Source organism: Microvirga ossetica (assembly GCF_002741015.1).
Taxonomy (GTDB): Bacteria; Pseudomonadota; Alphaproteobacteria; order Rhizobiales; family Beijerinckiaceae; genus Microvirga; species Microvirga ossetica.
This window is the reverse complement of the sequence record NZ_CP016616.1, coordinates 584,358-609,599: the sequence shown is the minus strand read 5'-3', so window position 1 is coordinate 609,599 and position 25,242 is coordinate 584,358. Positions and strand designations below refer to the sequence as shown.

24 protein-coding genes and 1 pseudogene are annotated in these 25,242 nt (G+C 60.4%); 19 read left to right on the top strand and 6 right to left on the bottom strand.

Going from position 1 to position 25,242, the window contains the following annotated elements:
- Positions 1 to 17: 17 nt before the first annotated feature.
- The 4 genes from BB934_RS02670 to BB934_RS02655 all read left to right on the top strand — a co-directional run bounded on the left by BB934_RS02670 (position 18) and on the right by BB934_RS02655 (position 4,536).
- Positions 18 to 941, top strand: a complete 924-nt coding sequence (locus BB934_RS02670; RefSeq protein WP_237050155.1) for a substrate-binding domain-containing protein — start codon at positions 18 to 20, stop codon at positions 939 to 941.
- 763 nt (positions 942 to 1,704) lie between these two features.
- Positions 1,705 to 2,445, top strand: a complete 741-nt coding sequence (locus BB934_RS02665) for an ATP-binding cassette domain-containing protein (protein ID WP_099508244.1) — start codon at positions 1,705 to 1,707, stop codon at positions 2,443 to 2,445.
- 20 nt (positions 2,446 to 2,465) lie between these two features.
- Positions 2,466 to 3,491, top strand: a complete 1,026-nt coding sequence (locus BB934_RS02660) for an ABC transporter permease (RefSeq protein WP_099508243.1) — start codon at positions 2,466 to 2,468, stop codon at positions 3,489 to 3,491.
- A gap of 31 nt (positions 3,492 to 3,522) precedes the next feature.
- Complete coding sequence (locus tag BB934_RS02655; protein ID WP_099508242.1) at positions 3,523 to 4,536, top strand: sugar-binding protein; 1,014 nt, start codon at positions 3,523 to 3,525, stop codon at positions 4,534 to 4,536.
- Between the two features lie 127 nt (positions 4,537 to 4,663).
- On the opposite strand, the gene BB934_RS02650 is transcribed toward BB934_RS02655, so the two are convergent.
- Positions 4,664 to 5,110: a PaaI family thioesterase gene (locus tag BB934_RS02650; protein ID WP_099508241.1), complete on the bottom strand. Its 447-nt coding sequence runs from the start codon at positions 5,108 to 5,110 to the stop codon at positions 4,664 to 4,666.
- A 127-nt stretch (positions 5,111 to 5,237) separates the two neighbouring features.
- Here BB934_RS02650 and BB934_RS02645 point away from each other — a divergent pair, with 127 nt between their 5' ends.
- From BB934_RS02645 to BB934_RS02635, 3 genes are all read left to right on the top strand, one after another.
- Complete coding sequence (locus tag BB934_RS02645) at positions 5,238 to 5,996, top strand: SDR family NAD(P)-dependent oxidoreductase (protein WP_099508240.1); 759 nt, start codon at positions 5,238 to 5,240, stop codon at positions 5,994 to 5,996.
- A gap of 469 nt (positions 5,997 to 6,465) precedes the next feature.
- Positions 6,466 to 7,542, top strand: a complete 1,077-nt coding sequence (locus tag BB934_RS02640) for a Gfo/Idh/MocA family protein (RefSeq protein WP_099508239.1) — start codon at positions 6,466 to 6,468, stop codon at positions 7,540 to 7,542.
- Positions 7,543 to 7,707: 165 nt separating this feature from the next.
- Positions 7,708 to 8,697: a Gfo/Idh/MocA family oxidoreductase gene (locus tag BB934_RS02635; RefSeq protein WP_099508238.1), complete on the top strand. Its 990-nt coding sequence runs from the start codon at positions 7,708 to 7,710 to the stop codon at positions 8,695 to 8,697.
- Between the two features lie 341 nt (positions 8,698 to 9,038).
- Here the strand turns inward: BB934_RS02635 and BB934_RS02630 are convergent, their stop codons facing one another.
- The 3 genes from BB934_RS02630 to BB934_RS50505 are packed head-to-tail and all read right to left on the bottom strand — an operon-like array spanning position 9,039 to position 10,185.
- The gene (locus tag BB934_RS02630; RefSeq protein ID WP_237050154.1) at positions 9,039 to 9,413 is read right to left on the bottom strand and encodes a Dabb family protein; all 375 of its coding nucleotides are present in this window, start codon (positions 9,411 to 9,413) and stop codon (positions 9,039 to 9,041) included.
- 36 nt (positions 9,414 to 9,449) lie between these two features.
- Positions 9,450 to 9,926 (bottom strand): heme-degrading domain-containing protein, encoded by a 477-nt coding sequence (locus tag BB934_RS02625; RefSeq protein WP_099508237.1) that lies wholly within the window; start codon positions 9,924 to 9,926, stop codon positions 9,450 to 9,452.
- A 49-nt stretch (positions 9,927 to 9,975) separates the two neighbouring features.
- Positions 9,976 to 10,185 (bottom strand): MOFRL family protein, encoded by a 210-nt coding sequence (locus BB934_RS50505; protein WP_099508236.1) that lies wholly within the window; start codon positions 10,183 to 10,185, stop codon positions 9,976 to 9,978.
- 68 nt (positions 10,186 to 10,253) lie between these two features.
- Here BB934_RS50505 and BB934_RS46780 point away from each other — a divergent pair, with 68 nt between their 5' ends.
- The 5 genes from BB934_RS46780 (at position 10,254) to BB934_RS02600 (ending at position 14,283) form a co-directional block, all read left to right on the top strand.
- Positions 10,254 to 10,448 (top strand): hypothetical protein, encoded by a 195-nt coding sequence (locus BB934_RS46780; protein WP_157933987.1) that lies wholly within the window; start codon positions 10,254 to 10,256, stop codon positions 10,446 to 10,448.
- 18 nt (positions 10,449 to 10,466) lie between these two features.
- The gene (locus BB934_RS02615) at positions 10,467 to 11,639 is read left to right on the top strand and encodes a patatin-like phospholipase family protein (RefSeq protein WP_099508235.1); all 1,173 of its coding nucleotides are present in this window, start codon (positions 10,467 to 10,469) and stop codon (positions 11,637 to 11,639) included.
- Positions 11,640 to 11,780: 141 nt separating this feature from the next.
- A complete protein-coding gene (locus BB934_RS02610; RefSeq protein WP_099508234.1) occupies positions 11,781 to 12,566 on the top strand; it encodes an acetoacetate decarboxylase in 786 nt (261 codons plus the stop codon).
- Between the two features lie 140 nt (positions 12,567 to 12,706).
- Complete coding sequence (locus BB934_RS02605) at positions 12,707 to 13,117, top strand: response regulator (protein ID WP_099508233.1); 411 nt, start codon at positions 12,707 to 12,709, stop codon at positions 13,115 to 13,117.
- A gap of 383 nt (positions 13,118 to 13,500) precedes the next feature.
- Positions 13,501 to 14,283, top strand: a complete 783-nt coding sequence (locus BB934_RS02600; protein ID WP_099508232.1) for a 3-hydroxybutyrate dehydrogenase — start codon at positions 13,501 to 13,503, stop codon at positions 14,281 to 14,283.
- Positions 14,284 to 14,458: 175 nt separating this feature from the next.
- Here the strand turns inward: BB934_RS02600 and BB934_RS02595 are convergent, their stop codons facing one another.
- A complete protein-coding gene (locus BB934_RS02595) occupies positions 14,459 to 15,385 on the bottom strand; it encodes a LysR substrate-binding domain-containing protein (RefSeq protein ID WP_099508231.1) in 927 nt (308 codons plus the stop codon).
- Between the two features lie 97 nt (positions 15,386 to 15,482).
- On the opposite strand from BB934_RS02595, the gene BB934_RS02590 reads away from it, so the two are divergent.
- The 7 genes from BB934_RS02590 (at position 15,483) to BB934_RS02560 (ending at position 24,597) form a co-directional block, all read left to right on the top strand.
- Positions 15,483 to 17,087, top strand: a complete 1,605-nt coding sequence (locus BB934_RS02590; RefSeq protein ID WP_099508230.1) for a PAS domain S-box protein — start codon at positions 15,483 to 15,485, stop codon at positions 17,085 to 17,087.
- A 320-nt stretch (positions 17,088 to 17,407) separates the two neighbouring features.
- Complete coding sequence (locus tag BB934_RS02585; protein WP_237050153.1) at positions 17,408 to 18,394, top strand: efflux RND transporter periplasmic adaptor subunit; 987 nt, start codon at positions 17,408 to 17,410, stop codon at positions 18,392 to 18,394.
- On the top strand, positions 18,391 to 19,470 hold the full coding sequence (locus tag BB934_RS02580; RefSeq protein WP_099508228.1) for an efflux RND transporter periplasmic adaptor subunit: 1,080 nt from the start codon (positions 18,391 to 18,393) through the stop codon (positions 19,468 to 19,470). The genes BB934_RS02585 and BB934_RS02580 overlap by 4 nt, the downstream gene beginning before the upstream one ends.
- Positions 19,467 to 22,574 (top strand): efflux RND transporter permease subunit, encoded by a 3,108-nt coding sequence (locus tag BB934_RS02575; RefSeq protein WP_099508227.1) that lies wholly within the window; start codon positions 19,467 to 19,469, stop codon positions 22,572 to 22,574. Before BB934_RS02580 ends, BB934_RS02575 begins: the two co-directional genes overlap by 4 nt.
- A 142-nt stretch (positions 22,575 to 22,716) precedes the next feature.
- Positions 22,717 to 23,412: a TetR/AcrR family transcriptional regulator gene (locus BB934_RS02570; RefSeq protein WP_099508226.1), complete on the top strand. Its 696-nt coding sequence runs from the start codon at positions 22,717 to 22,719 to the stop codon at positions 23,410 to 23,412.
- Positions 23,413 to 23,545: 133 nt separating this feature from the next.
- Positions 23,546 to 24,040, top strand: coding sequence for a hypothetical protein (locus tag BB934_RS02565; RefSeq protein WP_099508225.1), 495 nt, complete (start codon positions 23,546 to 23,548; stop codon positions 24,038 to 24,040).
- Between the two features lie 140 nt (positions 24,041 to 24,180).
- Positions 24,181 to 24,597, top strand: a complete 417-nt coding sequence (locus BB934_RS02560; protein ID WP_157933986.1) for a hypothetical protein — start codon at positions 24,181 to 24,183, stop codon at positions 24,595 to 24,597.
- A 98-nt stretch (positions 24,598 to 24,695) separates the two neighbouring features.
- Here the strand turns inward: BB934_RS02560 and BB934_RS02555 are convergent.
- Positions 24,696 to 25,168 (bottom strand): annotated as a pseudogene (locus BB934_RS02555) (alpha/beta hydrolase); the annotation flags it as partial.
- Between the last annotated feature and the right edge of the window lie 74 nt (positions 25,169 to 25,242).

The window sequence follows — 25,242 nt, the reverse complement described above, 5'->3', positions numbered from 1 at the left end:
TTCTAGGTATCGGCGCCATGGCCCTAGCGACGGTCGCGGCTTCATCATCCATAGCACTGGCAGAGAAGGCGAAGATCGGCGTCTCCATTCCGGCCGCAACTCACGGCTGGACAGGTGGCTTGAATTACCACACCAAGCGCACTGTGGACGCCCTGAGGAAGGCCTATCCCGACCTCGAGTTCGTGATCACGACGGCTGACAGCGCAACGAAGCAGGTGAACGACATCGAGGATCTCGTTGCGGTTCAAAAAATCAATGCTCTTGTCGTTCTCCCCTTCGAATCCGATCCGTTAACGGAGCCGGTCAAGGAGGCGAAGAAGCAGGGCGTCTTCGTGACAACTGTTGACCGTGGCCTGTCGGAGGAAGGGATCGAGGACCTGTATGTCGGCGGCAACAATCCCGAGTACGGGCGCATTGCCGCCGAGTATTTCAAGACGAAGCTGAAGGGCAAAGGCAAGGTCGTCGTCATGCGCGGCATTCCCACCGCGATCGACAACATCCGCATTGATGCATTCAAAAAAGCCCTGGATGGCACGGGCGTTCAGGTTCTGGACATGCAGTATGCGAACTGGAATCCGGACAAGGGCTTCGAGGTGATGCAGGACTATCTCCAGCGCTTCCCCCAAATCGATGGCGTGTGGGCGGGCGATGACGATGCCGCCCTCGGCGCCATCGAGGCCATCAGCCAAGCCGGCCGCGATAAGGGCATGATCGTGCTTGGTGGATCTGGCATGAACAAGGTTTTCAAGCGCATTATGGATGGCGATAAGCTGATCGACGCGGACATCTTTTACCCGCCGACCTTGATCATTCCCGCTATCGGAGCAACCGCCATGAAGTTTGCCACCGGCGCTCCCGTCAGCGGCCGGTGGGTTCTGGGAAGCCCGCTGATCACCAAAGAGAATGCCGAGCAGTACTACTTCCCCGAGTCGCCGTACTAGCAACAACTCAGCCTCCGTGCAGACAAGCGATGAAGGCGAGGGCAAGTCCTCGCCTTCATTTTTGCGTCTTGAGATGTACTCCCTCGTCGGTCGCTGTTTGATAACCCCCGTCGTTACTACCCACGGGCTCCACGTCCCGGTTTGGGCATCTACAGCGAACATCCACGGCATATAGGAGGATACCAGTTCCGCCCATTCCCTGCGTGCGACGAGACAAGCGGTATTGCCAAAAATCACTTTCGCAATATTCGTTGCAGTGTTTGACATAGCGCAAATAAACTTGTAGGATTTTGCGAATAGGCCACAAAAATCGGCTGCAATGGGAGGAATGGATGGTGCATACGACGCAACAGTTCCCTTACCACTTTGAGCACCGGCAGCCTTTGGCGTCCGGTCGTCAGCGACCAGAGGCTCGGCTGGCCACGCCGCCGCTGCTTCCGTATCGGCCACGCTTGGGGCGCGTCTCACCTGAATCTCAATAGTGTTCCGGCCACCTGGAAGGGCCGGCTTGGTGATGAGCCTTCGGCATCCTCGCGGCCCAGCGGAGAGTGCCATGAGCCAGTTGGGCAGAAGATCATCATCGGTGCCGAGGACATAAGAAAATCGGGAGAAGGTCCATGCCGTGGAGCAGTGCGCCGTTTCGCAAACACTCCTTATCCATCAGCACCGGACGGCGCATCACACCGCAAGGGAGCCCGGCGCGTCCAACGTGACTGGTGCGTGGCTGCCAAAGGCATGGCCTAGACAAAGGAGAGAGCCGTCAATGCCACTCTTGGAACTCAATGGAATTGCTAAACACTTCGGTGCAATCGAGGCCCTTAAGGGTGTCGATCTAACGATTGAGCCCGGTGAGGCCGTTGGCCTGATGGGAGACAACGGCGCCGGCAAATCCACGCTCGTCAGAGTAATTGCGGGCAACTTCCGTCCCTCAGAGGGGGAGATCCGCATCAACGGCCAGGTGCAGCACTTTCACAAGCCCGTTGACGCCCGGGTGGCTGGGGTCGAAGTTGTCTATCAAGACCTTGCCTTGTGCGACAATCTCACGGCAGCGGCGAACGTTTTTCTTGGCCGCGAGCTCAAGCGCCAGATCGGTCCGCTCAAGATCCTGGATTACCCAGCCATGTACGCCAAGGCTGCTGAATTGTTCAAGGAACTCAAGTCGGAGACCCGTCCCCGTGATCTCGTGAAGCAAATGTCCGGTGGTCAGCGGCAAGCCGTCGCGATCGCCCGGACCCGGCTTGCTGACGCCAAACTCGTTCTCATGGATGAGCCGACAGCCGCGATCAGCGTGCGTCAGGTGGCCGAGGTGCTGGATCTCATTCACCGCCTCAAGGACCGAGGCATTGCTGTCGTGCTGATCAGCCACCGTATGCCGGACGTATTCGCGGTTTGCGACCGCGTCGTTGTGATGCGCCGCGGTCGAAAGGTCGCTGACAAAGCCATTACCTCTAGTTCGCCCGAAGAAGTGACCGGACTCATCACCGGTGCGATCCACGTTGCCTGACGGTTGCATAGGAGCGTTCCATGTCAACAACCCAACTCCCGACCACACCGAGCAGCGTCGAGATAGAGGACATCACTGGGCTCAAGGAGCGCAGCCTCTCGCACAAGCTCTTCGCAAGCCAGCCGTTCTGGGTCACGGTCGCCCTGGTCGTCATGTGTGCCGTGATGACTTGGGATCAGCCCGACGCTTTTGCCTCCGCCGATAACTTTTACAACATCACGCGCAACTTTGCCTTCGTGGGCATCATGGCCATCGGAATGACCGCCGTTATTCTCACCGGCGGCATTGACCTGTCGGTCGGCTCGATCATGGGACTTGTCGGCGTCATTTGCGGTCTTGTGCTCCAGGCTGAAGGGCATTGGGGAATTGCGGTCCTCGCCGGACTGGCAGCAGGTGCTCTTGCAGGGGCCGTGAACGGCGTCCTGGTGGCCTATGTCGGGCTTCCGGCGTTCGTTGTGACCCTCGGCATGTTGTCGATCGCCCGCTCGCTGGCGATCGTTTTGTCTGAGAACAAGATGATCTACGAGTTCGGTCCTTATGGCGATACGTTCATTGCGATTGGCGGCGGAGCGATCCTGGGCGTGGCCAATCCAGTTTGGGTGCTGATGATCCTCGCCCTGATCTTTGGATTCATCCTGAACTTCACGAGCTGGGGCAACTACTTGTACGCCATCGGCAGCAACGAGAATGCCGCCCGCCTCACAGGCGTGCCCACCCGTCGTATCAAACTCCAGGCGTACATCGTTTCAGGCCTCACGGCGGCTCTGGCATCTGTGCTCATCGTCGGCTGGCAAGGATCCGCCATCAATGCTCTCGGCCAAGGCTACGAGCTGCGGGTAATCGCCTCAACCGTCATCGGAGGCGCCGATCTGATGGGAGGGCACGGCAGTGCTTATGGGGCTGTCATCGGCGCTGCCTTGATCGAAGTCATCCGAAACTCGCTGCTCATGGCCGGCGTCGATGCAAACTGGCAGGGCGCCTTTGTCGGCCTGTTCATCGTGTTAGCGGTTCTGCTGCAGCGGATCCGCGGCAAGCGTTCGGCTTGAGGGAAGCCGGACATCACAAGGAGGAAGCCCAATGAAAGTTCTAGCTTACAGTGTCGCCGCGGTAGCCTTGCTTGCGACTGCAGCCGGCGCCCAAGCCCAGGGCAAGAAATATACACTCGCTCTGGTTCCCAAGAACATGAATAACCCGTTCTTCGATCAAGCGCGGGATGGTTGCAAGAAGGCGGAGAAGGAGCTCAACGGTGCGATTGAGTGCCTGTATATCGGACCCGGTGAGCACGGAGGTGGCGAAGAGCAGGTCCAGGTGATCAATGACCTGATCGCCAAAAAGGTTGATGGCATCGCCGTTTCGCCGGCCAACGCCGCCGCTGTCGGCAAGGCGCTTGAAGGCGCAAAGAAGGCCGGCATCCCAGTCCTCACCTGGGACTCTGATCTTCTGGAGAAGGATAAAGGCCTTCGCGCCGCCTATGTCGGAACCTACAACTATGACATTGGCGTCAATCTTGCCAAGCTCGCACAGCAGATCAAGCCAAAGGGTGGGACTTTGTGCATCCAATCGGGGGGAGCCGCCGCCGCAAACCACAACGAGCGGATGCAGGGTATTCGCGATACTCTCTCCGGTGCGAAGTCAACGGCGGCTCCTGGAACAAAGCTGACCGGTCAGAACGGCTGGACGGAGGTAGCCGGCTGTCCACTGTACACCAACGACGATTTCCCGCTCGCCGTGCAACAGATGGAGGATACACTCGGGAAGAACCCGAAGCTGGATGCGTTCATTCCAACCGGCGGCTTCCCACAGTTCATCCCACAGGCTTACCGGAAGGTTGCGGAGAAGTATAAGGCCCGTATCGATGACGGTTCTTTAGCTCTTGTCGTCGCTGATACCTTGCCGGCCCAGATGGACCTTCTCAAAGCCGGCCTGTCCAAGGGGCAGGTGGGACAGCGTCCCTTCGAGATGGGCTACAAGTCTATGATGTTCCTAAAGGACATGAAGGACGGAAAGCCCGCTCCTAAGGATCCAACCTATACCGGTTTGGATGTCTGCACTCCGCAGAATGCGACAAGCTGCGTGGGATCGGGCACCTAGACGAGTAGAGCTAGGCTCGCGGCCAAGTCCATTAAGGGGAACAGGGGCATGCGATCCAGAGGAGAGCATGCCCTTTCACCTAGCTCCGGAATGGTGTTCGGCCAGCCCGGAGCACACCATGCCCGGTTCACGAAGAGGGGTGGAGATCTGAGAGGTTGACCGGGACACCTTGAGGATTCTCGCTTCCCTTGCGGTAGCGATGAACGCTTGTGCCTGTCGCAAGCACTGAGCCGTTGAGGTCGAGGATCTCGGATTGGGCAAAGTAGATGTTACGCCCTCCGGCCGTTCGCCGGCCTGTAGCCACGATACTTCCACTTCTCGATTGACCTACGAAGTTGCATGTGAGGGAGAGAGTGACGCAAAAGCGTGCGTGAGCGGGGGTGGTACAGTACAACCCAGAAAAGCTGCCAACGTGATCGAGAAGCGTTGTCAGAATGCCGCCATGGACCACACCTGAACGATTTTGATGATCCGGACGGAGGTCAAGGCGGGTGCGAATATAACCGTCTTCCCAGTGTTCATGCTGAACACCCAACAGATCGATGAACGGGTTGTTGATGAGGGATTCTGACATAGCAACCTATCCGCTGAGTTTGATCAGCAAAGCTCGGGTGACGGTGTCGGGTTCGTCCGTAACAATGCCATACCATTCACGCAGACTATAGATTGATCACAGGAATTGGTCCGGAAGGAATAACGATATGGTCGCAACCTACAGTGATCTGAAGAACAAGGTTGTGCTGGTCACCGGTGGAGGATCAGGCATCGGTGAAGCGATCGTTCGACGCTTTGCCGACCAAGGATGCAAGGTCGCGTTCATTGATATCGCGACCGAACCATCCGTGAAGCTTGCCGGCGAATTATCAGAACGCGGTCTTAGCGTACGGTTTGAACACGCGGATCTCACTGATATCAGCGCCTTACAGTCTGCCGTTGCCCGGGTCCGGGAAAGCCTCGGGCCAGTCGAGATTCTCATCAACAACGCCGCTCATGATGAGCGGCATCCGACACCGGATGTCACATCGGAATACTGGGACGACCGCTTTGCGGTAAACCTTAAGCACCAGTTCTTTGCTGCGCAAGCGGTGCTGCCTGACATGCAAGCCGCGAGTGCTGGCGTGATCATCAACTTCGGATCATTTTCGTGGATGATCGGTCAAGGAGGCATGGCGGCCTACACGGCGGCAAAGTCTGCCATTCTCGGGCTGACCCGCTCTCTCGCACGCGACTATGGCCTGTACAATATTCGCGTCAATGCGATCGCGCCCGGTTGGATCATGACTCAGCGCCAACTGGAGAAGTGGCTCACCCCGGAGGCGGAACGAGAACTGATGCAGCGTCAGTGCCTGAAGCGGAAGCTCGTGCCTGACGAGATTGCGCGGTTCACCGTCTTTCTCGCGTCCGACGAGGCGTCGGCTTGCACCAATCAGCAGTATGTCGTGGATGGAGGCTGGTCCTAACCGATACTCACTGACGACGCACGGTGTTGATGGGAACCGCACGCGAATCGGCACCGGCTTTTTAGGGAATGTGAGATCCGGGATCGAAAGCCGGCGCGTCGTTGACGCCAAACCGAAGCCAGACTTAGTACTGCCAGCAATCCACGTCAGTTCCCAAGGAGTCAGCGTGCCTGCACTGCTGGGACTTTGATAGTGGAAGAAACTGAATTTGACGGTCTGAGACGGGTGGCAAGGGTGATCCTCGCCACTCTCCATATCTGGAATAAAAGTTGACGATTTGGCAGTGGCTGCAATAATTATTGCATTGTCCAAAGGCAATGGACCTCAATGGTCAAGCAAGTTGTGCCCTTAGGGGCGAGCGGCTCATCATCGGGAGATCGGCGTCGGCATCCGATTGCCCTCGACGCCGAGGCAATCTCGGCCTCAATCAAAGCACACGCCACCTGTATTGCCCTATAGGGAGGGAGCATTGAAAAAGGTTCGTTATGCCGTCGTTGGGGCAGGTTGGATCTCACAAGAGGCCTTCATGCCCAGTGTCGACCAAACCGGAAACTCGGTCATAACGGCTATTGTGACCGGAAGCAGGGCCAATGCACTCAAGCTGGCTGACTTTTATGGCATAGAGCATGTCTTTGGCTACGATCAGTACGAGGAGATGCTCGGCACAGGGGTAGTGGACGCTGTCTATATTGCGCTCCCAAACTCGATGCATGCTGACTACGCGATCAGAGCTGCTAATGCAGGCGTACACGTCTTGGTCGAAAAGCCCTTGGCGACGTCAGTCGCGGAGTGCGAGGCCATGATCGCCGCTGCCGATCGGTCGGGGGCCAAATTGATGACCGCATACCGCCTTCATTACGAACCGGGGACTGTTGAAGCCTTGGAGGCGATCCGCCGTGGTGACATCGGCGACCCACGGGTGTTCATCTCCGTGTTCAGCTTCCAATCAGCCGAGTCGAACCACCGCTTGAAAGGCGAACATTGGGGAGGCCCATTGCAGGACATTGGCGTCTATTGCCTCAATGCTGCCCGCCATGTCTTCAACAGCGAACCTTGTGAGGCGGTCGCTATCGGAGGGCACGGCGACAAGGATCTGCGGTTCGCCGAGGTGGAAGAGACGATCTGTGCCACGCTCAGATTCCCCGGAGACCGGATCGCCACGTTCGTTGCAAGTTTCGGTGCGGCCCCTCTCGATATGTACCGCGTCATCGGCTCAAAAGGGGAACTCGAAATGTCGCCGGGTTTCAAATTCGAAACTGCGACGCGGATGAGGCTGACCAGGGACGGCCAGGTTACGGAGAGATCCTTTCCGCAGGTTGATCACTTCAGTGGCCAAGTCGCATACTTCTCTGATTGCATTCTTCAGGACAAACCGCCTGAAGCGGATGGTCAAGAAGGGTTGGCAGACGTTCGAGCTCTTCTGGCGATCGAGGCTGCGGCTCGAACAGGACAGTCACAGCGGATTGAGTCACCGCCGAGCCTCTCACAAGTGGTACAAAGCGCGGTTCGCGCATTTCCGCCGGTGGAACGAAGGCTCGTTTTATGAACAGGGCGGCGTCTCGGCGTCTTGAGGTCAGCACAGGATATCGTGCCGCTATGCATCCAATATGAAGGCCGGTTTGACCGTTTCAGGAAGGGTCAGTTGACGAAAGTCGGCATTGGACCTGAACCATAGGCACTGGCCAGCAAACTGTATGTGGAAGGACATGCTATGAGTATTGGGGTTGGAGTCATTGGTGCTGGCGTGATGGGTTCGGATCACGCCCGCCTTATCCGCAGCCATGTATCCGGGGCACATCTCGTGGCCGTGGCAGATGCCGATCCAGCTCGGGCCAGGGAAGCCGCAGGCGACGCACTGGTTGAGACTGATCCACTTAAGTTGATCGACAGTTCAGACATTCAGGCTGTCATCATTGCCTCGCCTGATCATACGCACGGCGATTTTGTTCTCGCGGCTATCCATGCTGGAAAGCACGTCCTTTGCGAAAAGCCCCTCGCTGCAACGTCCGAAGATTGTCTTCGCATCGTCGATGCTGAGCGCGCTGCTGGTCGGAAGCTCGTTCACACCGGCTATATGCGTCGGTATGACCCGACCTACAGAGAACTAAAAGCTACTCTGCAGGCGGGAGCCCTTGGCAAGATCCGCATCCTTCACAATCAGCATCGCAATCGGGCCGCGCCGGACTGGTTTACCGCAGACATGGCGGTCACAAATTCATTCGTGCATGAAATCGACATCAGCCGCTGGTTGCTCGGCACGGAGTTCAAGGCTGTAACTGTTGTGGCGTTCACCAGCGACCGGTCCGAGGCTGCTGCCGACCCGCTCCTGATTACATTGGAGGCCGAGAATGGCGCGATTGTCTCGACAGAAGTCTTCTTGAATGCGGGCTACGGCTACCACGTCCATGCAGAAGCGGTGTGCGAACGGGGAGGGGCCCGCATGGGCCAACCCGCCCTGACGTCCGTCCTCTACGAGGGATCTGATAGGGCAGCCTTCCCAGCGAACTGGATACCCCGTTTCGCGGATGCGTATCGCCTGCAGGATCAGGCGTGGGTCAATGCTATTCATGCCGGTTCCCTCGACGACAACGCATCGTCGTCTTGGGACGGCTATATGGCGAGCTACATTGCTGAGAAGACTTTGGAGGCATTGAAGACCGGTCGGCGTACCGAGCTGCAGGTGCCTCAGCAGTCAGGATAGGGGCCTATGATAAAGACGTCTCCAAGAATTTCTATCCATTTACCCGTGAGCCTTTGAAAGGTCAGCGTGATCGATGGTTTGAGCTTGGAAGGTATCCCGTTGGCACATGAGCGAAGTAGAGACCGAATGTCCGCATCAGGCGGGAGGACCGGACGTTCCGGACGGACCGGATTCATCCTTTCCTGACCGAGAGTGTGTCAAAACGCGAACGGGTCGGTCCGTAGAGCAATTTAATTTCTTGCAAGCCTCGATAGACAGTGAAGTCTCCGGTACACGGGGGCGAAGTTGTACAAATACTTCGTCGAAGTGGGACTTGTTCGAGTTTTGACACAGCCTCGACCCTATGCAGCCCTTCGAGGGCTGGAAGTAGTTGGGCAGAATTGAACAGCGGCTACATACCGCAAATTCTCAGGCTGAGAGGTGGAAAACAAGGATGCCCTCAAGACCACCCTCGGCCGCTCCCACGAGCCGGGCGCCCGTCCGGCGATGGTCCTCGTTGTTCTGGTAGGCCTCCAGGGCGGCCGACCATCGAACTCTACGATGAACCCGTGTCGGAATCCCTTCTCGAATTTCTCGAGCTCAAGGCTTTGTCCGAAGACAACCCGGAGCATGCCCGGGACGCGCGGCTGGAGAGCTTCGATTTCGCCGAACAGGGCCGCGATCTGGTGCTCATCGACCTCTTTCCGAAACTGGACGAGTACGATGTGTCGGATCATGGGTTGAAGTCCGGACCTGCGATCTTGCGGGGAATGCTATGCGGTCAGTCGGGTGATCGTCTCCCGGATTGCCTCGGTCACAAGGCGATGGTCTTCGAGTTGGGGAAGGCCACTGACGACGACCGCACCGATACAACCGGTCTCCCCGACGAATATGGGGAACCCACCGCCTGCTGCCGCATACTCCTGCTCGGACAGCCCGTAACGCTGCAAGAACGGGCGCCCCTTCACCTCTGCCTCGACGGACATGTAGAGGGAGCTGTGGTGGAAGCGTTGTACGACCGCCCGTTTCCGGCGAATCCACTCGGCATTGTCCGGCGTTGCTCCAGGCAGTGCTGCAAAGAACAGTTGCTGGCCATTCCTCGAAACCTCGATTGCGATCGGAAGGGAGGCGGCTTTCGCACGCTGGTAGATGTGGCTGCCGAGTGTCCAGGCGACATCGGCGCTGAAAGACGGAAACTGTAACTCCTGTTCCTCTGCCAGGAGAGCATCAAGACTATTGCTGTCGTTCATCGTAGGTCTCCAAGCCCCTGAGGCCGATCGTTCTTGCCCTCGAATGCAATCACCTGATCAAGATGGCACGAAAGTCGTTGACGTTGGTCAAGGCGGGTCCGGTCATGACGAGTTGGTCGAGCCTCGAAAAGTACCCGCAGGCATCATTGTTTGCCAGGAACGCGGAGGCGTCTAGGGTCGGGACGGCGGGAGATGGACTGCTATGGTCGAGCTGACGAAATACCGGGGCTGACGCAGATCCATTGATATGTTTAGTCAATCGTAAAACCTAGAACAATATATTGGACCCAGGTAAATTCGGCAATGTATGCACTGGTGGCAGGCCACATGGATGCGGAGACCAGAATGTTGCTGCAACCTAACCGCTTGATGCTGACCGGCATTCTGCCGATGGGCTATCGCAGCGAGGTCACATTAAACGAAGAGCTTGAGGCCCGGTCGGTCCGCACGATCACTCACATTGTCAACCGATCGCGGACAGCGCCGTGGGTTCGCGCGGTGGCAGCGGCCACAAGCCATTGAGGCGAAGGAACACCTGCCATGAACATTCAAGTCCAACCACATCTAGCGGCCGCCAACCGACACCTCCCGTTCGAATGCGTCGCATTGGTGTTGCAGGGTGGCGGTGCGCTCGGGGCCTATCAGGCCGGCGTCTACGAAGCTCTCGCGGAGGCCGGGATCGATCCCGACTGGGTCGCCGGCGTCTCGATCGGCGCCATCAACTCTGCAATCATCGCGGGAAACGAGCCGACCGAGCGTGTCGCCAAGCTGCGCACATTTTGGCAGGAGATCTCTGCCAACCCGCTGCTCGACTGGTCCAGCGCCCTCCATACCATCACCCCCAAAGGTGACCTCGCGCGCGCCCTCTTCAACCAGGTGAGCGCGACCTGTGCCCTCGTCAGTGGGGCTGCGAGCTTTTTCACGCCCCGGCTGCCGGTTCCCTGGCTGCACCCGGATGGTGTCCCCGAGGCGACGAGCTTCTACGAGACCAAACACCTGAAAAGCACGTTGGAGCGCGTTGTCGACTTCGACCGGATCAATGCGGGCGCGATGCGCTTCAGCGTCGGGGCTGTGAATGTGCGCACCGGCAATTTCGTCTATTTCGATAACACCACGCACACAATCCGACCTGAGCATGTGATGGCGAGCGGATCGCTGCCGCCCGGCTTCCCAGCAGTGGAGATCGACGGCGAATACTATTGGGACGGCGGGCTCATCTCGAACACGCCGCTCGACTGGGTGGTCGATGCGGGCCGGCGGCAGGATACGCTCGCGTTCCAGGTCGACCTGTGGAATGCCCACGGCGAACTGCCCCGCAACTTGGCCGAGGTCGGGACGCGGCACAAGGAGATCCAGTATTCCAGCCGGACGCGCGCCAGCACCGACCAGTTCAAGCGCGTACAGCATCTGCGCAATGCGCTCGCAAGCCTCCTGTCGAATCTGCCGGACGATCTGCGAACCAGCGACGAGGCAAAGCTACTCAGCCCGGAGGCGGACCGCAAAGCGTACAACATCATCCAGCTGATTTACCGGTCGAAACACTACGAAGGCCACTCAAAGGACTACGAGTTTTCCCGGTTATCGATGGAGGAGCACTGGCGCGCCGGTTATCATGATGCGGTGCGCACGTTACGCCATCCCGAGGTGTTGCGGCGCCCCGACGATCAGGAGGGGGTTCGCACATTCGATCTCGTTAAGGATGGGCGGGAGTAGCGCGCAACGAGAGTATCGAGCGCTGGGAACATCCTGCGCCGAAAGTGTCAAGCGCGGCTGATCTGCGCACCAACCTCTGTGGTCTGCGAGTCGGTCTGCCGCACTCGCGACCCGCTCAATCGAACACAGATGAGTTTAGCTATGCACGAAGACATTGTTCGGACCAGAGCATTCGCAATGCCCCTGACCAGCCCGGCCTACCCGATCGGACCCTATCGCTTTCGCAGTCGGGAGTATCTGATCATCACCTACCGGACCGACCCAAAGAAGCTTCGGGTGCTCGTCCCGGAACCGCTCCAGATCGACGAGCCGCTGGTGAAGTTCGAGTTCATCCGCATGCCGGACTCGAATGGCTTCGGCGATTACACCGAGAGCGGACAGGTCATTCCCGTCTCGTTCCGCGGCCGCAAAGGTAGTTACACCCATTGCATGTTTCTCAACGACCATTCGCCCATTGCTGGGGGGCGTGAGCTGTGGGGTTTCCCCAAGAAGCTTGCCAATCCCACCCTGCGCACGGAGGTCGATGCCCTGGTCGGCACGCTCGACTACGGTCCGGTTCGCATCGCGACCGCTACAATGGGCTATAAGCACCAGGCTGCCGATTTCGCAAGCGTCATGACCTCGCTTCGCGAGCCTAACTTCCTGCTTAAGATCATTCCCCATGTCGATGGCACCACGCGCATCTGCGAACTCGTTGAGTATTACCTGGAGGACGTCAACTTGAAAGAGGCCTGGACCGGTCCGGCATCCCTGAACCTGTGGTCGCATGCCTTGGCGCCGATCGCGGAGCTGCCGATCCTGGAGGTGGTCTCGGCGACCCACATCCTGGCCGATCTGACGCTCGGACTCGGCAAGGTCGCGCATGACTATCTGGCGCCATCCGAGCCGTCTCACTGGAAACAGAGACGCTACGAACCTGCGGAATGAAGTTTCCCCCAGTGCAGCCATCATCACCAGTGGCTCGCATACGATGCAGGACAGCAAGTATGCATCCCGGAACTGAGACGGAAAGCGAAAAAGGGTGCGCTGATGGGCGAAAGAGTCCTCGGCGTATTCCGGAGAGCACCATGAGCGCGGTTAAACCTCAACGGATCCTCATTGCCGACGACAACCCGATTATGCGGGAGACACTCGCGCAGTGGCTGAGCGCCCAAGCCCATGAAGTCATTACGGCGGATACGGGCGAGAGGGCCTTTCTGGCCTTGCGCGACTGGAGCCACCCCATCGGCTGGCTGTACACACGTGCCGTGCTGCCCGGCCTGGTCGACGGCTGGATTCTCGCTGACCAGTACCATGAGGTGCACGAGAACAGGGTCGTGATTTTGGCTGGCGCGGAGCAGGAAGTGTCTTCACGCGGCGATCTTGTCTTGAAACAGCCGACCGCGGTTGCGGTATTCAACGCCATTCAACAGGCCCTTGTGGCCGCGAAGACGGCGACTTTCACAACGGACGTGGCCGAGGCAAGCCAGGCGGCCTGAGAAGCCGTGTCGCTAGCGCCGGTCCAAGACCGAGATTTCACTGCGTGATGGCTCACAAGGTGGCCAACGCGTTCAGGAAGGCATGGCATGACAGGCAACACAGTGTCATTTGCCTTGGGGCTGTTGCCCCGCTCGCATTGGTTGGGTGGGTGTTGTTCTTCCACTGATAATGTCCTGCAAGGGCTTGGTACGATGCCGAAGATGAAATGTCGTTCCGTCATCAGGACCCGCGAGACATGCGGAGTGAACGCATACGAGCAATGGTCGAACGCCAGCTCGTACAAGGTGCCACAGTCGATGGGTTGAGGATCGTAGGGAGATTCCTACTCAAGGCGAGTGCTTCAGACTGAACGATTGGATACAGCAACAAGGAGGCTTCATTGATGTTTTGCTTCAAATCCGCTGTTGTGACCGGCTCGACCAGCGGCATCGGCCATGCCATCGCCCTTGCCTTCGCAAAGGAGGGGGCGAATGTCGTCCTCAACGGCTTCGGCGATGCGGGCGAGATCGAGAAGATCCGCGCCGGGATCGAGAGCGAGTTCGGGGTCAAGGCGATCTATTCGCCGGCCGACATGACCAAGCCGCAGGAAATCGAGGAGATGGTGCGTCTCGGCGAAAAGACCTTCGGCAGCGTCGATATCCTCGTCAACAATGCCGGCATCCAGTTCGTCTCGCCGATCGAGGACTTTCCGGTCGAGAAGTGGGACCAGGTCATCGCCATCAACCTGTCCTCCGCCTTCCATGCGACCCGCGCGGCGGTGGCGGGCATGAAGGCGCGCGGATGGGGCCGCATCATCAACACGGCCTCGGCCCATTCCCTCGTCGCCTCGCCCTTCAAGTCGGCCTACGTGGCCGCAAAGCACGGCATCGCGGGCCTGACCAAGACCGTGGCGCTCGAGATCGCGACCGACGGCATCACGGTCAACTGCATCAGTCCCGGTTACGTCTGGACGCCCCTGGTCGAGAAGCAGATCCCCGACACCATGATGGCACGCAACATGACAAGGGAGCAGGTCATCAATGACGTCCTGCTCAAGGCACAACCGACGAAGCAGTTCGTGACGGTCGATCAGGTCGCGGCGCTCGCCGTTTTCCTGTGCTCGGACGCGGCAAGCCAGATCACGGGCACCAATCTGTCCATGGATGGCGGTTGGACGGCGGAGTGACAGGGCGAGCCAGGAAGCCGAATGGGGTGCCCTGCCGCCTCGCAGGGCTGCGGGCAGATTGAAAGGAATTTTCTGCCCGAGGCCACAACCCGCAACACTGAGGAACCATGATCCAGGCCTGAATGGGAACGCTCCGTCGGCGAACCTTGACGTATCTTTGGTTTTTCCTGAGGGATCACGTGCCTCGGTGTCGCTTTCCTTTGGTATCATGCTGATCCGGCTGGACGATCTCCAGGAAGTTGACCACGGCTGGATCGTCAGCGTCCCGGCGGAACACGACGTCGGTTCCGACCTGCGTCGTGTTGCCAGAGATGGGCCTGTAGACGACGTGCTCGCCGATGCTGACCGAGCTGACCGACGACGGAACGATGGCCACTCCCAACCCGGCTCCGACAAGGCTCACGATAGAAAACCCGCTCCGCACTTCATATGCGACACGCGGCATGAACCCGATCACCATCTGGATCAACGAGCGGTCCTGTTCAATGTCTGATCCGACGTAGACAATGAACGGTTCGTCCGCGAGTGCCTCTCGCGGAATTCGGCTCCGCTTCGCAAGAGGATGGTCCGCTGGAAGCGCCACCCTCAGCGGCCATTCCGCCAAGCGGATCGCATCCAGTTCTGGCGGCAGCTTCCCGGTAGGGCTGTCAACAAAGTTGGCTATGAACCCGATATGGATACGACCTTCCAGGAGCTGTGCGATCTGTGTGCTCGGATGGAGTTCGTGGAGCCCGAGTTCGACGTCGGGAACCCGTCGCTTGTACTGCCGCAGGACTCCTGACAGTACCCCGGAATAAGACGTGTCTGCGGAGTAGCCGATTTCGATGCGACCGATCTCGCCGCGTCCGGCCCGACGGGCCACGACGGCGGCATGCTGCGCCTGTTCAAGGGTGCGGCGGGCCTCCTTGAGGAAAAGGCGGCCCGCCTCTGTCAGGGTCACCACCCGGTTGGTCCGGCTGAGGAGCTGGACACCCAGCATGTCCTCCAGGGCCTTGATCTGGATGCTCAAGGCCGGCTGCGCGATGTGGACCCGCTCCGCAGCCCGGCCAAAATGCAGTTCCTCCGCGGTCGCGACGAAGTACCGGAGCTGGCGCAGATCCATTGATAGGTTTCTCTAATCGTAAAGCTAAGAATAATATATTAGATCTGGGCCATACGGGCAACTAATCCCTATCCATGCCTTCGCACAGGATAGATTGATGCCCATGATCTCCCGCCCGCGCACCGTCGACAACAAGCTCGTCGGACTACCGGCTAAAGAAAGGTTGACCGGCCGGAGCGTCATCGACACCTCAAAGCTCGATGACCGGACAGGGATGCTCACTTCCGATCCGGGCTTCACATCGACTGCAGCAACGGAAGAGAAGATCGCCCATATCGACGGCCAGACAAGCATTCTGCTCTCTCGTGACAGCCCGATCACCCAGCTCCGGAAGCACGGCGACTTCCTTGAGGAAAGCGAGGCTCGTTTCCGTACCCTTGCCAACATGATCCCAACCATCGTCTGGATCGCGGCTCCCGACGGCACGATTACCTTCGTCAACGATCAATGGTTCAGCTTCTGTGGCATCACACCCGAACAGAATGTCCGCTGCTGGCCCGAGTTGGTGCTCCATCCCGATGATCAGGCCTGCTGCATGGAGGCATGGACCGCCGCGCTGCGGAGCGGATGCAACTTCGAAATTGAGACCCGCATCCGTCGCAATGACGGTGAGTATCGCTGGTTCCTTACCCGGGCCATTCCGGTTCGGAATGCCGAAGGAGCCATCACAGCTTGGTTTGGGACAAGCACCGACATCCATGACCGCAAGCTCGTCGAAGAGGCCCTGCGTGCCAGCGAGGCGCGGTTCCGCACCATTGTCGAGACCGCCAATGATGGGATCTGGTTGATCGGCGTGGATGCTCGGACGCAGTTCGTGAATGCCCGCATGGCGGCCATGCTGGGCTGTACCCCGGACGAGATGATCGGGCGTTCGGCGCTGGAGTTCACCTTCCCCGAGGATGAGCCGAACCACCGCGAGCGGGTTGGCCGCAATCTTGCAGGCGAATTCGAGCAGTTCGAGATCCGCTTTCGGCGTAAGGACGGTGCGGCCATTCCCGTCTTGGCCGCCACCAGCGCCCTGCGTGACGAGTTGGGGCAGGTCTCGGGTGCATTGGGCATGTTCTCTGACATGAGCGAGAAGAAGCGTCTGGAGGAGCAGCAGGCCTTGCTCATGCGCGAGCTCCATCACCGGGTGAAGAACACACTAAGCACGGTGCAGGCCTTGGTGAACTCCACGGCCCGCAACGCGCCCTCGATTCAGAACTTCAGGGATTCCTTGACCCAGAGGATCATGTCCCTCGCACAGACCCACACACTCTTGTTCGACAACGAAATGGCGGGCGTGCAGCTACGGGATATTCTGCGCAGTGAGCTCGAGCCTTATGACGATCAGACCGGCACACGCGGCATCCTGACCGGGCCGGACCTGGACATGCCTTCCCACCTCACTCTGGCTGTTGGGATGGCGGTACATGAGCTGACGACAAACGCGGCGAAATATGGAGCACTTTCCAGTCCGCAGGGACGCGTTCATGTCACATGGAGCTTGCCTGCCGCGGACGTCGAGAAGAGCAAGATCCGGTTCGAATGGATGGAGCAAGGCGGCCCCCCCGTGGCCGTGCCGGACCGCAAGGGCTTCGGAACAACGCTGCTGGAGCGAGTGCTCAGCCGTCAGCTCGGCGGGGAGGTTGAGGTAGCCTTCGCACCAGAAGGATTGCGCGTGCGGGTTGAGGCGGCCTTCGTGGATGCGGCGCGGTCATGATTGCCCGCACAGGGTGAGGCATAACCCCTGTCGCTGTCGCCTTTGGACAACCAATCCAGCGGGCGCGCGAGTCCCGGAGCTAACCCAGATCCATTAATATATTTTTCCAATCGAAATTCCAAAAACAATATATTGGACCGACCAACATAATAAATCTATCCCGACCTCATGGGCAGTCGTTCCTGACCACACCAGCGGAAGGGTATGCGATGCAATATGATAGTCGATGGCGCAGTTCGGTCCTGTGGACGGCAATGCTTGCCGTGACGGGTTTGACGGCCTGTCAGCAACAGACCAGCCGCCCGGAGAATCCTCCGATCATGATTCAGGTCGAGACGGCTCGGCTGAGCGACTATGCACCAACGGTGCGGCTGACCGGCGAAGTCCGCGCACAGGTCGAGAGCGACCTGTCCTTTCAGGTGGGCGGTCGCATCACCGAGCGCCTGGTCAACGTTGGCGACCGCGTGACTGCCGATCAAGTGCTGGCCCGACTCGACCCGCAGCAGCAACAGGCGACGGTGACCGCCGCCGCTGCCGCCGTCCAGTCCGCCGAGGCCATTCTCCGCCAGGCGACCTCCAGCTACGAACGCCAGAAGGCGCTGCTCGCCCAGGGCTACACAACAAAGCGGGAGCACGATCAAGCTCAGGAAGCGTTCCGTATGGCGCAGGCCGCACTCGACACCGCACGGGCCCAGTTCGGCACCGCCCGCGACCATCTTTCCGACACGGTGCTGAGAGCAGGCGCCCCTGGGGTCGTCACGGCCCGCAATGCTGAGGCTGGGCAGGTCGTGCAGGTGGCGCAGACCGTCTTCTCGATCGCCCAGGACGGGCCGCGCGACGCGGTCTTCAACGTCTACGAGTCGATCTTCACTCGCGAGCTCGGCAATCCCACCATTGCGCTGACGCTGGTGTCCGATCCGGCCGTGATGGCCAAGGGCACCGTGCGTGAGATCTCCCCGACCGTGGACAGGGCAACCGGAACCGTCAGGGCCAAGGTCGCCATCGAGCATCCGCCGGCAGCGATGACACTCGGGGCCGCCGTGGTCGGCGAGGGCCGGTTCCAGACCCGCAAGCTCGTGATGGTGCCGTGGAGCGCTCTCTCGAGTGGAAACGGCCAGCCGGCCTTTTGGATCGTCGACCCTCGGACCAAGACAGTGTCGCTGAGGCCGATCACGGTTGAAGGCTATGAGACCGGAAAGGTCATCGTGCGGGAGGGGCTCCAGCCCGGTGAGATCGTCGTCACCGCGGGGGTGCAGTTGCTGCGGCCCAACCAGGTTGTTGCCTTCACCGAGGGAGCGACCTCATGAACCCTATCCGGACATCCCTGACTGCTCTGAGTATGATCGGCCTGCTCGCCGCCTGCCAGGAAGAGCATCATGCCGAGACGACGGCGCCCCGACCCGTTCTCACCGTTTTCGCTGCCCCGCAGACGGCGCGGACCGTGGGTTTCGCCGGAATCGTCGAGCCCCGGTACAAGTCCGATCTCGGCTTTCGGGTGCTCGGGCGCGTCATCAGCCGTGACGTCAATGTGAGCGACGTCGTCAGGAAGGGGCAGCGCCTGGCCACGCTCGACCCGCTCACCTATCAGCTGGCGGTGCGGTCGGCGCAGGCCGACCTGGCCAGCGCGACCGCCCGCCTCGAGAATGCCGCTTCGACCGAGGCCCGCCAGCGCACGCTGCTGCAGCAGAACATCACCACCCAGGCGCAGTACGATGCTGCCAAGCAAGCCCGCGAGTCCGCGGAGGCCGGCGTCACGAGCGCCAGGGCAAACCTCGACAAGGCCGAGGAGCAGCTCGGCTACGCCGAGCTTCGCGCCGATTCCGACGGGGTGGTCACCGCCACCGCGGCGGAACTCGGGCAGGTGGTCCAGCCGGGGCAGGCGGTCGTCTCGGTCGCTCGCCCGGACATCCGGGAGGCGGTCGTCGACCTGCCCGAGAGCATTGGGCGGGATCTCAGGCCGGGAGCCCGCTTCGACATCGCCCTGCAAGTAGATCCCTCGGTGCGGGCTGCCGGGTCCGTGCGGGAGATCGCGCCACAGGCGGATCCCGCCACCCGCACGCTGCGGGTGCGGATCACCCTCGACAGCCCACCCGAGAGTTTTCGGCTCGGAACGACGATCACCGCCTCGGTCACGAGACAGGCTGCCTCCCGCATCGAGCTGCCGGCCTCGGCCCTGCTGGAACGCGACGGCAGGACGATGGTCTGGGTCGTCGATCCGGCCACCCGGACGGTGTCGACCCGGGACGTGACGATTGTCGCCCGGGACGGATCCTCCGTCTGGGTTCTGAACGGACTTACCCGCGGCACGCGCGTGGTTACCGCCGGCGCGAACAGCCTGACCCCCAATCAAACAGTCAAGATCGCAGACGAGTCCTCCCAATGAACAGCCGCTTCAACCTGTCCGACTGGGCGCTCGAGCACCGCTCCCTCGTCTGGTACTTCATGATCGTGTTCGGCATCGCCGGCATCTTCGCCTACATCAACTTGGGGCGTGAGGAAGATCCTTCCTTCACCATCAAGACGATGGTGATTGCGGCCCAGTGGCCCGGTGCGACCGTCGAGGAAACCTCGCTCCAGGTCACCGATCGGATCGAGAAGAAGCTCGAGGAGCTCGACTCCCTCGACTACACCCGCAGCCAGACCACGCCGGGCCAGACCGTGATTTATGTCAACCTGAAGGACACAGTCAAAAGCCGCGACGTGCCGGGTGTCTGGGTAAGAGTCCGGAACATGATCAACGACGTCAAACGGGAGTTTCCCCAAGGCGTCGTAGGTCCCGGCTTCAACGACGACTTCGGCGACGTGTATGGCAACGTCTACGCGTTCACCGCGGATGGGCTGACGCAGCGGCAGATGCGCGACTATGTCGAGGGCGTGCGGGCCAAGGTTCTCACGGTGCCGAATGTCGGCAAGGTCAACCTGATCGGCGCCCAGGACGAGGCGATCTTCCTGGAATTCTCGACGCGCGAGATGGCGGCCCTCGGTATCAGCCAGCAGGACGTCATCCAGACGCTCCAGGCCCAGAATGCGATCACCCCGTCCGGCGTCATCCAGGCCGGTCCTGAGCGCATCAGCGTCCGGGTGACCGGGCAGTTCACCTCGGAGGAGAGCCTGCGCGACCTCAATCTGCGCATCAACGACCGTTTCTTCCGCCTCAGCGATGTCGCCGCCATCAGCCGCGGCTACGTCGACCCGCCGCAGGCCTTGTTTCGGTTCAAGGGCCAGCCTGCCATCGGCCTGGCCATCGGCATGAAGACAGGCGCCAACCTGCTGCACTTCGGCGAGGCGTTGCAGGAGCAGATGGACAAGATCATCGCCGAATTGCCCATCGGCGTCGGCGTGCATCTCGTGGCCGATCAGCCCATCGTGGTCGAGGAGGCAGTCGGCGGCTTCACCAAGGCCTTGTTCGAGGCCGTCGCAATCGTGCTGGTGGTCAGCTTCCTGAGCCTGGGCATGCGAGCCGGGTTCGTGGTCGCGCTGTCGATCCCGCTCGTGCTGGCCATGACCTTCGTGGTCATGCAGTATACCGGCATCTCGCTGCAGCGCATTTCGCTTGGCGCTCTCATCATCGCGCTCGGCCTCCTAGTCGACGATGCTATGATCGCCGTCGAGATGATGGTGGCGCGGCTGGAGGCCGGCGACACGCTGCGCAAGGCTGCCACCGCCGTCTACACCTCGACCGCGTTCCCAATGCTCACCGGCACGCTCGTCACCGTTGCAAGCTTCATCCCGGTCGGTCTCAACAGCAGCAACGCGGGCGAGTTCACCTTCACGCTGTTCGTGGTGATCGCGGCCTCGCTGTTGCTGTCGTGGATCGTCGCGGTGGTGTTCACGCCCCTGCTCGGCGTGACGCTGCTGCCGAAGACGATGAAGAAGCATCACGACAAGCCGAGCCGCCTCATGACGGCGTTCTCGCGCGTCCTCGTCGGCGCCATGCGCTGGCGCTGGCTAACCATCGGCGTGACGGTGGCGATGTTCGGCGTCTCCCTCTACGGCATGAAGTTCGTCGAGCAGCAGTTCTTTCCGTCTTCAGATCGCAACGAACTCCTCGTCGACTTCACGCTGCCGCAGAACGCCGCGATTACCGACACGAAGGCACAGATGGACCGCTTCGAGGCCAAGCTCGCGGGCGATCCTGACATCGATCACTGGTCGTCCTATGTCGGCCAGAGCGCTGTGCGGTTCATTCTCGCCTTCGACCCGCAGCCGTCGAACCCCAACTACGGCCAGATGGTCATTGTGACCAAAAGCATCGAGGCCCGCGAGCGCCTCCGGGCCAAGATCAAGACCTGGGCCCGACAGGAATTTGCCGGCCTGGATGTGTACACGGATCTTCTGGCGGTGGGGCCGCCGGCCGGACGCCCGGTGCAGTACCGGCTCAGTGGGCCGGACGTCCAGAAAGTGCGCGACCTGGCGCAGCAACTCGCAGCTCTCGTGGGCGAGCACCCCCGGGTCACCAACATCGGCTTCAACTGGAATGAGCCTGCCCGGGTGGTGAAGGTCGACGTGCTCCAGGATAAGGCCCGCCAGCTCGGCGTGACCTCGCAGGACATCGCAGGTGCCCTCAACAGCGTCGTCGGCGGCACGAGCATCACCCAGGTCCGCGACGCGATCTATCTGGTCGACGTGGTGGGCCGGGCGCGCGCCGCCGAGCGGCAATCCATCGAGACGCTCCAGAACCTGCAATTGCCGGGCAAGAATGGCCAGTCCGTGCCGCTGGCGGCGGTCGCGACCTTCCATTATGAGCTCGAGCAGCCTGTCATCTGGCGGCGCAGCCGCCTGCCGGCGATCACGATCCGGGGCAGCATCGTCGATGCAACCCAGCCGGCGACGATCGTCCAGCAGCTTGAGCCGAAGGTGCAGGAGTTCGTTCGCACGCTTCCGGCTGGCTACGGGGTGGCGGTGGCTGGCCCCGTGGAGGAGAGCGCCAAGTCCCAGGGGCCGATCACGGCGGTGGTCCCGCTCATGCTGTTCGTCATGGCAACGATCCTGATGCTTCAGTTGCAGAGCTTCTCGCGGCTGTTTCTGGTGGTGGCGGTGGCTCCGCTCGGGCTGATCGGCGTGGTGGCGGCGATGCTGCCGAGCGGGGCTCCCATGGGCTTCGTGGCCATCCTGGGGGTACTGGCGCTGGTCGGCATCCTGATCCGCAACTCGGTGATCCTGGTCGTGCAGATCGAGGATCTGCGGCGGGAGGGCCGGGCCCCGTGGGAGGCCGTGGTCGAGGCCACCATGCACCGGACGCGGCCGATCCTGCTGACCGCGGCGGCTGCGAGCCTGGCGCTGATCCCGATCTCACGCGAGGTGTTCTGGGGGCCGATGGCCTACGCCATGATGGGCGGGATCATCGTGGGCACGGCGTTGACCCTCGTGTTTCTGCCGGCGTTGTACGTAGCCTGGTTCCGGATCAAGGCGCCCTCCCAGTCCAAGGCGGAACCGCCAACCACAGAAGCGGTGCATGAACCAGAGAAGACGCATGAGCCGGCGTAGACCGCGCTGACCCGATTGGCAGGCGTTCCGGACCGTGGCCCTGCGCCCCCCGCGCCTTGGTCCGCGCGAACGTCCGCCCAAGCCCCGGCGGCCGCAAGCCGCCGGGGCCACACCCCCTGCATGCAAAAGAGGAGCGAATCCCATGCCCAGCAACAATCCGCCTCACAGCGACAGGCGCCCTCATGATCTCAGGAGCACGCTCACGAAGAGTAAGATCCTGGACGGCGCCCGTCAGGTCTTCCTTCTGAACGGCTATGCTGCCGCAAGCATCGACCAGATCATCAATCAGTCCGGCGTCTCGAAGGGGGCGATCTATCACCACTTCGAAAGCAAGGATGTCCTGTTCAACTCGCTGGTTGCCGCAGAAGCGGAGAGGATCGCGCAGGTGCTGCCGAGCATCGATCCGGACGATCCCAACCCGTGCTCCGCCTTGCAGCAGATAGGGATGGCCATGCTCGACACCCTGAACAATCCGGCCACCATCTCCACCTTGCGCCTGATCATCGGAGCGCTTGGCCGATTTCCTCAACTGGGAGAGGAGTTCCTCCGGAAAAGTCTAGGCCAAACCGTGGAAGGGATCGCTGCTTATCTCGACGTCAACTCGGCTTCCAACGGTATTCAGATCATCAACAGCTATGCCGCGGCGGAGGAGTTCGCGAGGCGATGCCTGACGCATGTGATCGAGCGTGTTCTGGTGCCGCACCAGCCTTTCATGACGGAAGCTGAATGCACGGCCGTGATCAAGGATACTCTCCGCAACTGCGGCATTCGGTGGCGGAATGCCGTTCCGAACGACGAGAGCGCGCGTATCATATCTCCCTATGACTGGGAAGCATGATGTCCCGGTGGTTCCCGCTCATCATCACAATGTCGATCTCCTGCGGCACGCTTTACGTCGCGTTGTTCCGCTAGCCAAACGCTGAAATCTCAGCTGACAGAACAACTGGAAGCTCATACCACGGATCAGAACGATGGATCTCAACCCACAGTGGATCACTCTCATCTCGGCCTCCACCGCGATGATCGCTTCGATTGCCGGACCGTTTGTCAACACGCGGATCGCCAAGTTCGAGTTCAAGACGAACGTTCTGTCGGTCAACCGCCAGAAGTGGATCGATACCATGCGCGACCTCGTGGCGAGCCTCAACTCCCAACTCTTGATCGCGGCCGCGCTCCGTCAGACCATGAACGAACCGTCCGGCATCCTCATTGCCCGAGATCCCGAGCTTTCCAGGCGTGTGGAGAACCTGCTGCGGACCGTCTCCAAAATTGAGCTCATGCTCAACCCCTTGAAACAGGATCATCAGCAACTCAATGTCCTGATGAAGGAAGCGATCGACCATCTTCGCTCTCCTTTGCTGGAGGATCGCGTTGAGGACCGCATCGAGGTCATCAGCCATGACATCATCCAAGTCTTGCAAGGAATCCTCAAGCGCGAGTGGGCTCGGGTCAAACGGGGCGAGTAGCGGCTGGGACTGCGGGCTGCTTTCACCGCAAATTCCGTCAGCGGGAGGGGAGCTTAAAGCATGCCGACGATGCAGCAGCGGATTATTCATTATTGCTCACTCACCGTATGGCCGAGAGGAGCACGGGTAGGGTTATCGGAATGCAATTGTTTATGATGCGGCATCGCGAGGACATTAGTCCATACGTCGGTCCTCCCAAGACAGGCTGGCGCGTTGCGCTTCTCGTCTGCCCCATGCTCGCCTCACTGGTTGCAGGGCCTGCTGTCTTTGCCGATGAGTTCGATGCTCTCGTCGTCTATGAGGAGGCAAAGGTTCTGAACGACCAATGGCAGGCTTGCGCCGCCTCGTTCGTAAGGGGAAGGATCCATTCGCGTCAGGATCCAGAGATCCTTGCAAAAGAGGCTTTCGAGCAATGCAAGGCACGCGAAGATGGGCTGAGTAGCTTCCTGGTTGCGAGAGTAGGGGGAACAGGAGCGGGCAACGTGATGGCACTGTTGCTTGAGAAGTACCGCTCGGGTCTGCCCGCTGCCATCGTGGAACTGCGTACACGCCACTAGATCATCGAACACAATAATGGGTTTCACTTTTGGGACTAAGCCGATCCCGTGAATCTATCGGCCCAGTTCGTGGCGAGAGAGAACGATCACCGGGGTTGAACAGTGAGGCTCGTAGCACTTCCTACGGTTTGCGCGGCTCCCGCCGCCACGGCTTCCAATCGGTCGCGAACGCTGGTTTTGTTCCCCGAAATCGTCTGCCCTGCCATGAGGCGCTCGCCGAGCAGCCTGACCACCTCAGGGCATTCCGCGAACTTGCCATGATTGAGCGGATCGCCGCTCTTGAGCGCCGTCAGGTCGAGAACCGTCACCCCGGCCGTCTCCAGTTCGGCTGATAGGGCTCGGCACCTGGGTTGATCTGGCCCAGCCGGTCGACATCGCCGCCGATAAGGCGCGACACGCTAAGGGCCTGATCGTCCTGGGAGACGAAAAGCGTAAGCTTCGGACGGGACGGGCCCAGTTCCTGCGACTGCCGGCGAAAGACATCAATGTCGAGATCCGGGGATGCCAGAATGACGTTCCTGATCTTCGGCGCAACACCACCATCGCGGATCGCCATCTGACGCAGGGCCTCGGTACCGCAATCGACGCTGCCGTCATGACATCCCATTTCGCGAAATCCAAGACAGCGCATCGAGGCCCCGGCAT

Coding starts and splice junctions, on each gene's coding strand:
- BB934_RS02635 (WP_099508238.1), top strand. CDS start 7,708: ATGAGTATTGGGGTTGGAGTCATTGGTGCTGGCGTGATGGGTTCGGAT.
- BB934_RS02585 (WP_237050153.1), top strand. CDS start 17,408: ATGATTCAGGTCGAGACGGCTCGGCTGAGCGACTATGCACCAACGGTG.
- BB934_RS02655 (WP_099508242.1), top strand. CDS start 3,523: ATGAAAGTTCTAGCTTACAGTGTCGCCGCGGTAGCCTTGCTTGCGACT.
- BB934_RS02615 (WP_099508235.1), top strand. CDS start 10,467: ATGAACATTCAAGTCCAACCACATCTAGCGGCCGCCAACCGACACCTC.
- BB934_RS02605 (WP_099508233.1), top strand. CDS start 12,707: ATGAGCGCGGTTAAACCTCAACGGATCCTCATTGCCGACGACAACCCG.
- BB934_RS02580 (WP_099508228.1), top strand. CDS start 18,391: ATGAACCCTATCCGGACATCCCTGACTGCTCTGAGTATGATCGGCCTG.
- BB934_RS02670 (WP_237050155.1), top strand. CDS start 18: ATGGCCCTAGCGACGGTCGCGGCTTCATCATCCATAGCACTGGCAGAG.
- BB934_RS02650 (WP_099508241.1), bottom strand. CDS start 5,110: ATGTCAGAATCCCTCATCAACAACCCGTTCATCGATCTGTTGGGTGTT.
- BB934_RS02630 (WP_237050154.1), bottom strand. CDS start 9,413: ATGATCCGACACATCGTACTCGTCCAGTTTCGGAAAGAGGTCGATGAG.
- BB934_RS02625 (WP_099508237.1), bottom strand. CDS start 9,926: ATGAACGACAGCAATAGTCTTGATGCTCTCCTGGCAGAGGAACAGGAG.
- BB934_RS02660 (WP_099508243.1), top strand. CDS start 2,466: ATGTCAACAACCCAACTCCCGACCACACCGAGCAGCGTCGAGATAGAG.
- BB934_RS02590 (WP_099508230.1), top strand. CDS start 15,483: ATGCCCATGATCTCCCGCCCGCGCACCGTCGACAACAAGCTCGTCGGA.
- BB934_RS02565 (WP_099508225.1), top strand. CDS start 23,546: ATGGATCTCAACCCACAGTGGATCACTCTCATCTCGGCCTCCACCGCG.
- BB934_RS02665 (WP_099508244.1), top strand. CDS start 1,705: ATGCCACTCTTGGAACTCAATGGAATTGCTAAACACTTCGGTGCAATC.
- BB934_RS02595 (WP_099508231.1), bottom strand. CDS start 15,385: ATGGATCTGCGCCAGCTCCGGTACTTCGTCGCGACCGCGGAGGAACTG.
- BB934_RS02560 (WP_157933986.1), top strand. CDS start 24,181: ATGCAATTGTTTATGATGCGGCATCGCGAGGACATTAGTCCATACGTC.
- BB934_RS02570 (WP_099508226.1), top strand. CDS start 22,717: ATGCCCAGCAACAATCCGCCTCACAGCGACAGGCGCCCTCATGATCTC.
- BB934_RS02600 (WP_099508232.1), top strand. CDS start 13,501: ATGTTTTGCTTCAAATCCGCTGTTGTGACCGGCTCGACCAGCGGCATC.
- BB934_RS46780 (WP_157933987.1), top strand. CDS start 10,254: ATGGATGCGGAGACCAGAATGTTGCTGCAACCTAACCGCTTGATGCTG.
- BB934_RS02575 (WP_099508227.1), top strand. CDS start 19,467: ATGAACAGCCGCTTCAACCTGTCCGACTGGGCGCTCGAGCACCGCTCC.
- BB934_RS02645 (WP_099508240.1), top strand. CDS start 5,238: ATGGTCGCAACCTACAGTGATCTGAAGAACAAGGTTGTGCTGGTCACC.
- BB934_RS02610 (WP_099508234.1), top strand. CDS start 11,781: ATGCACGAAGACATTGTTCGGACCAGAGCATTCGCAATGCCCCTGACC.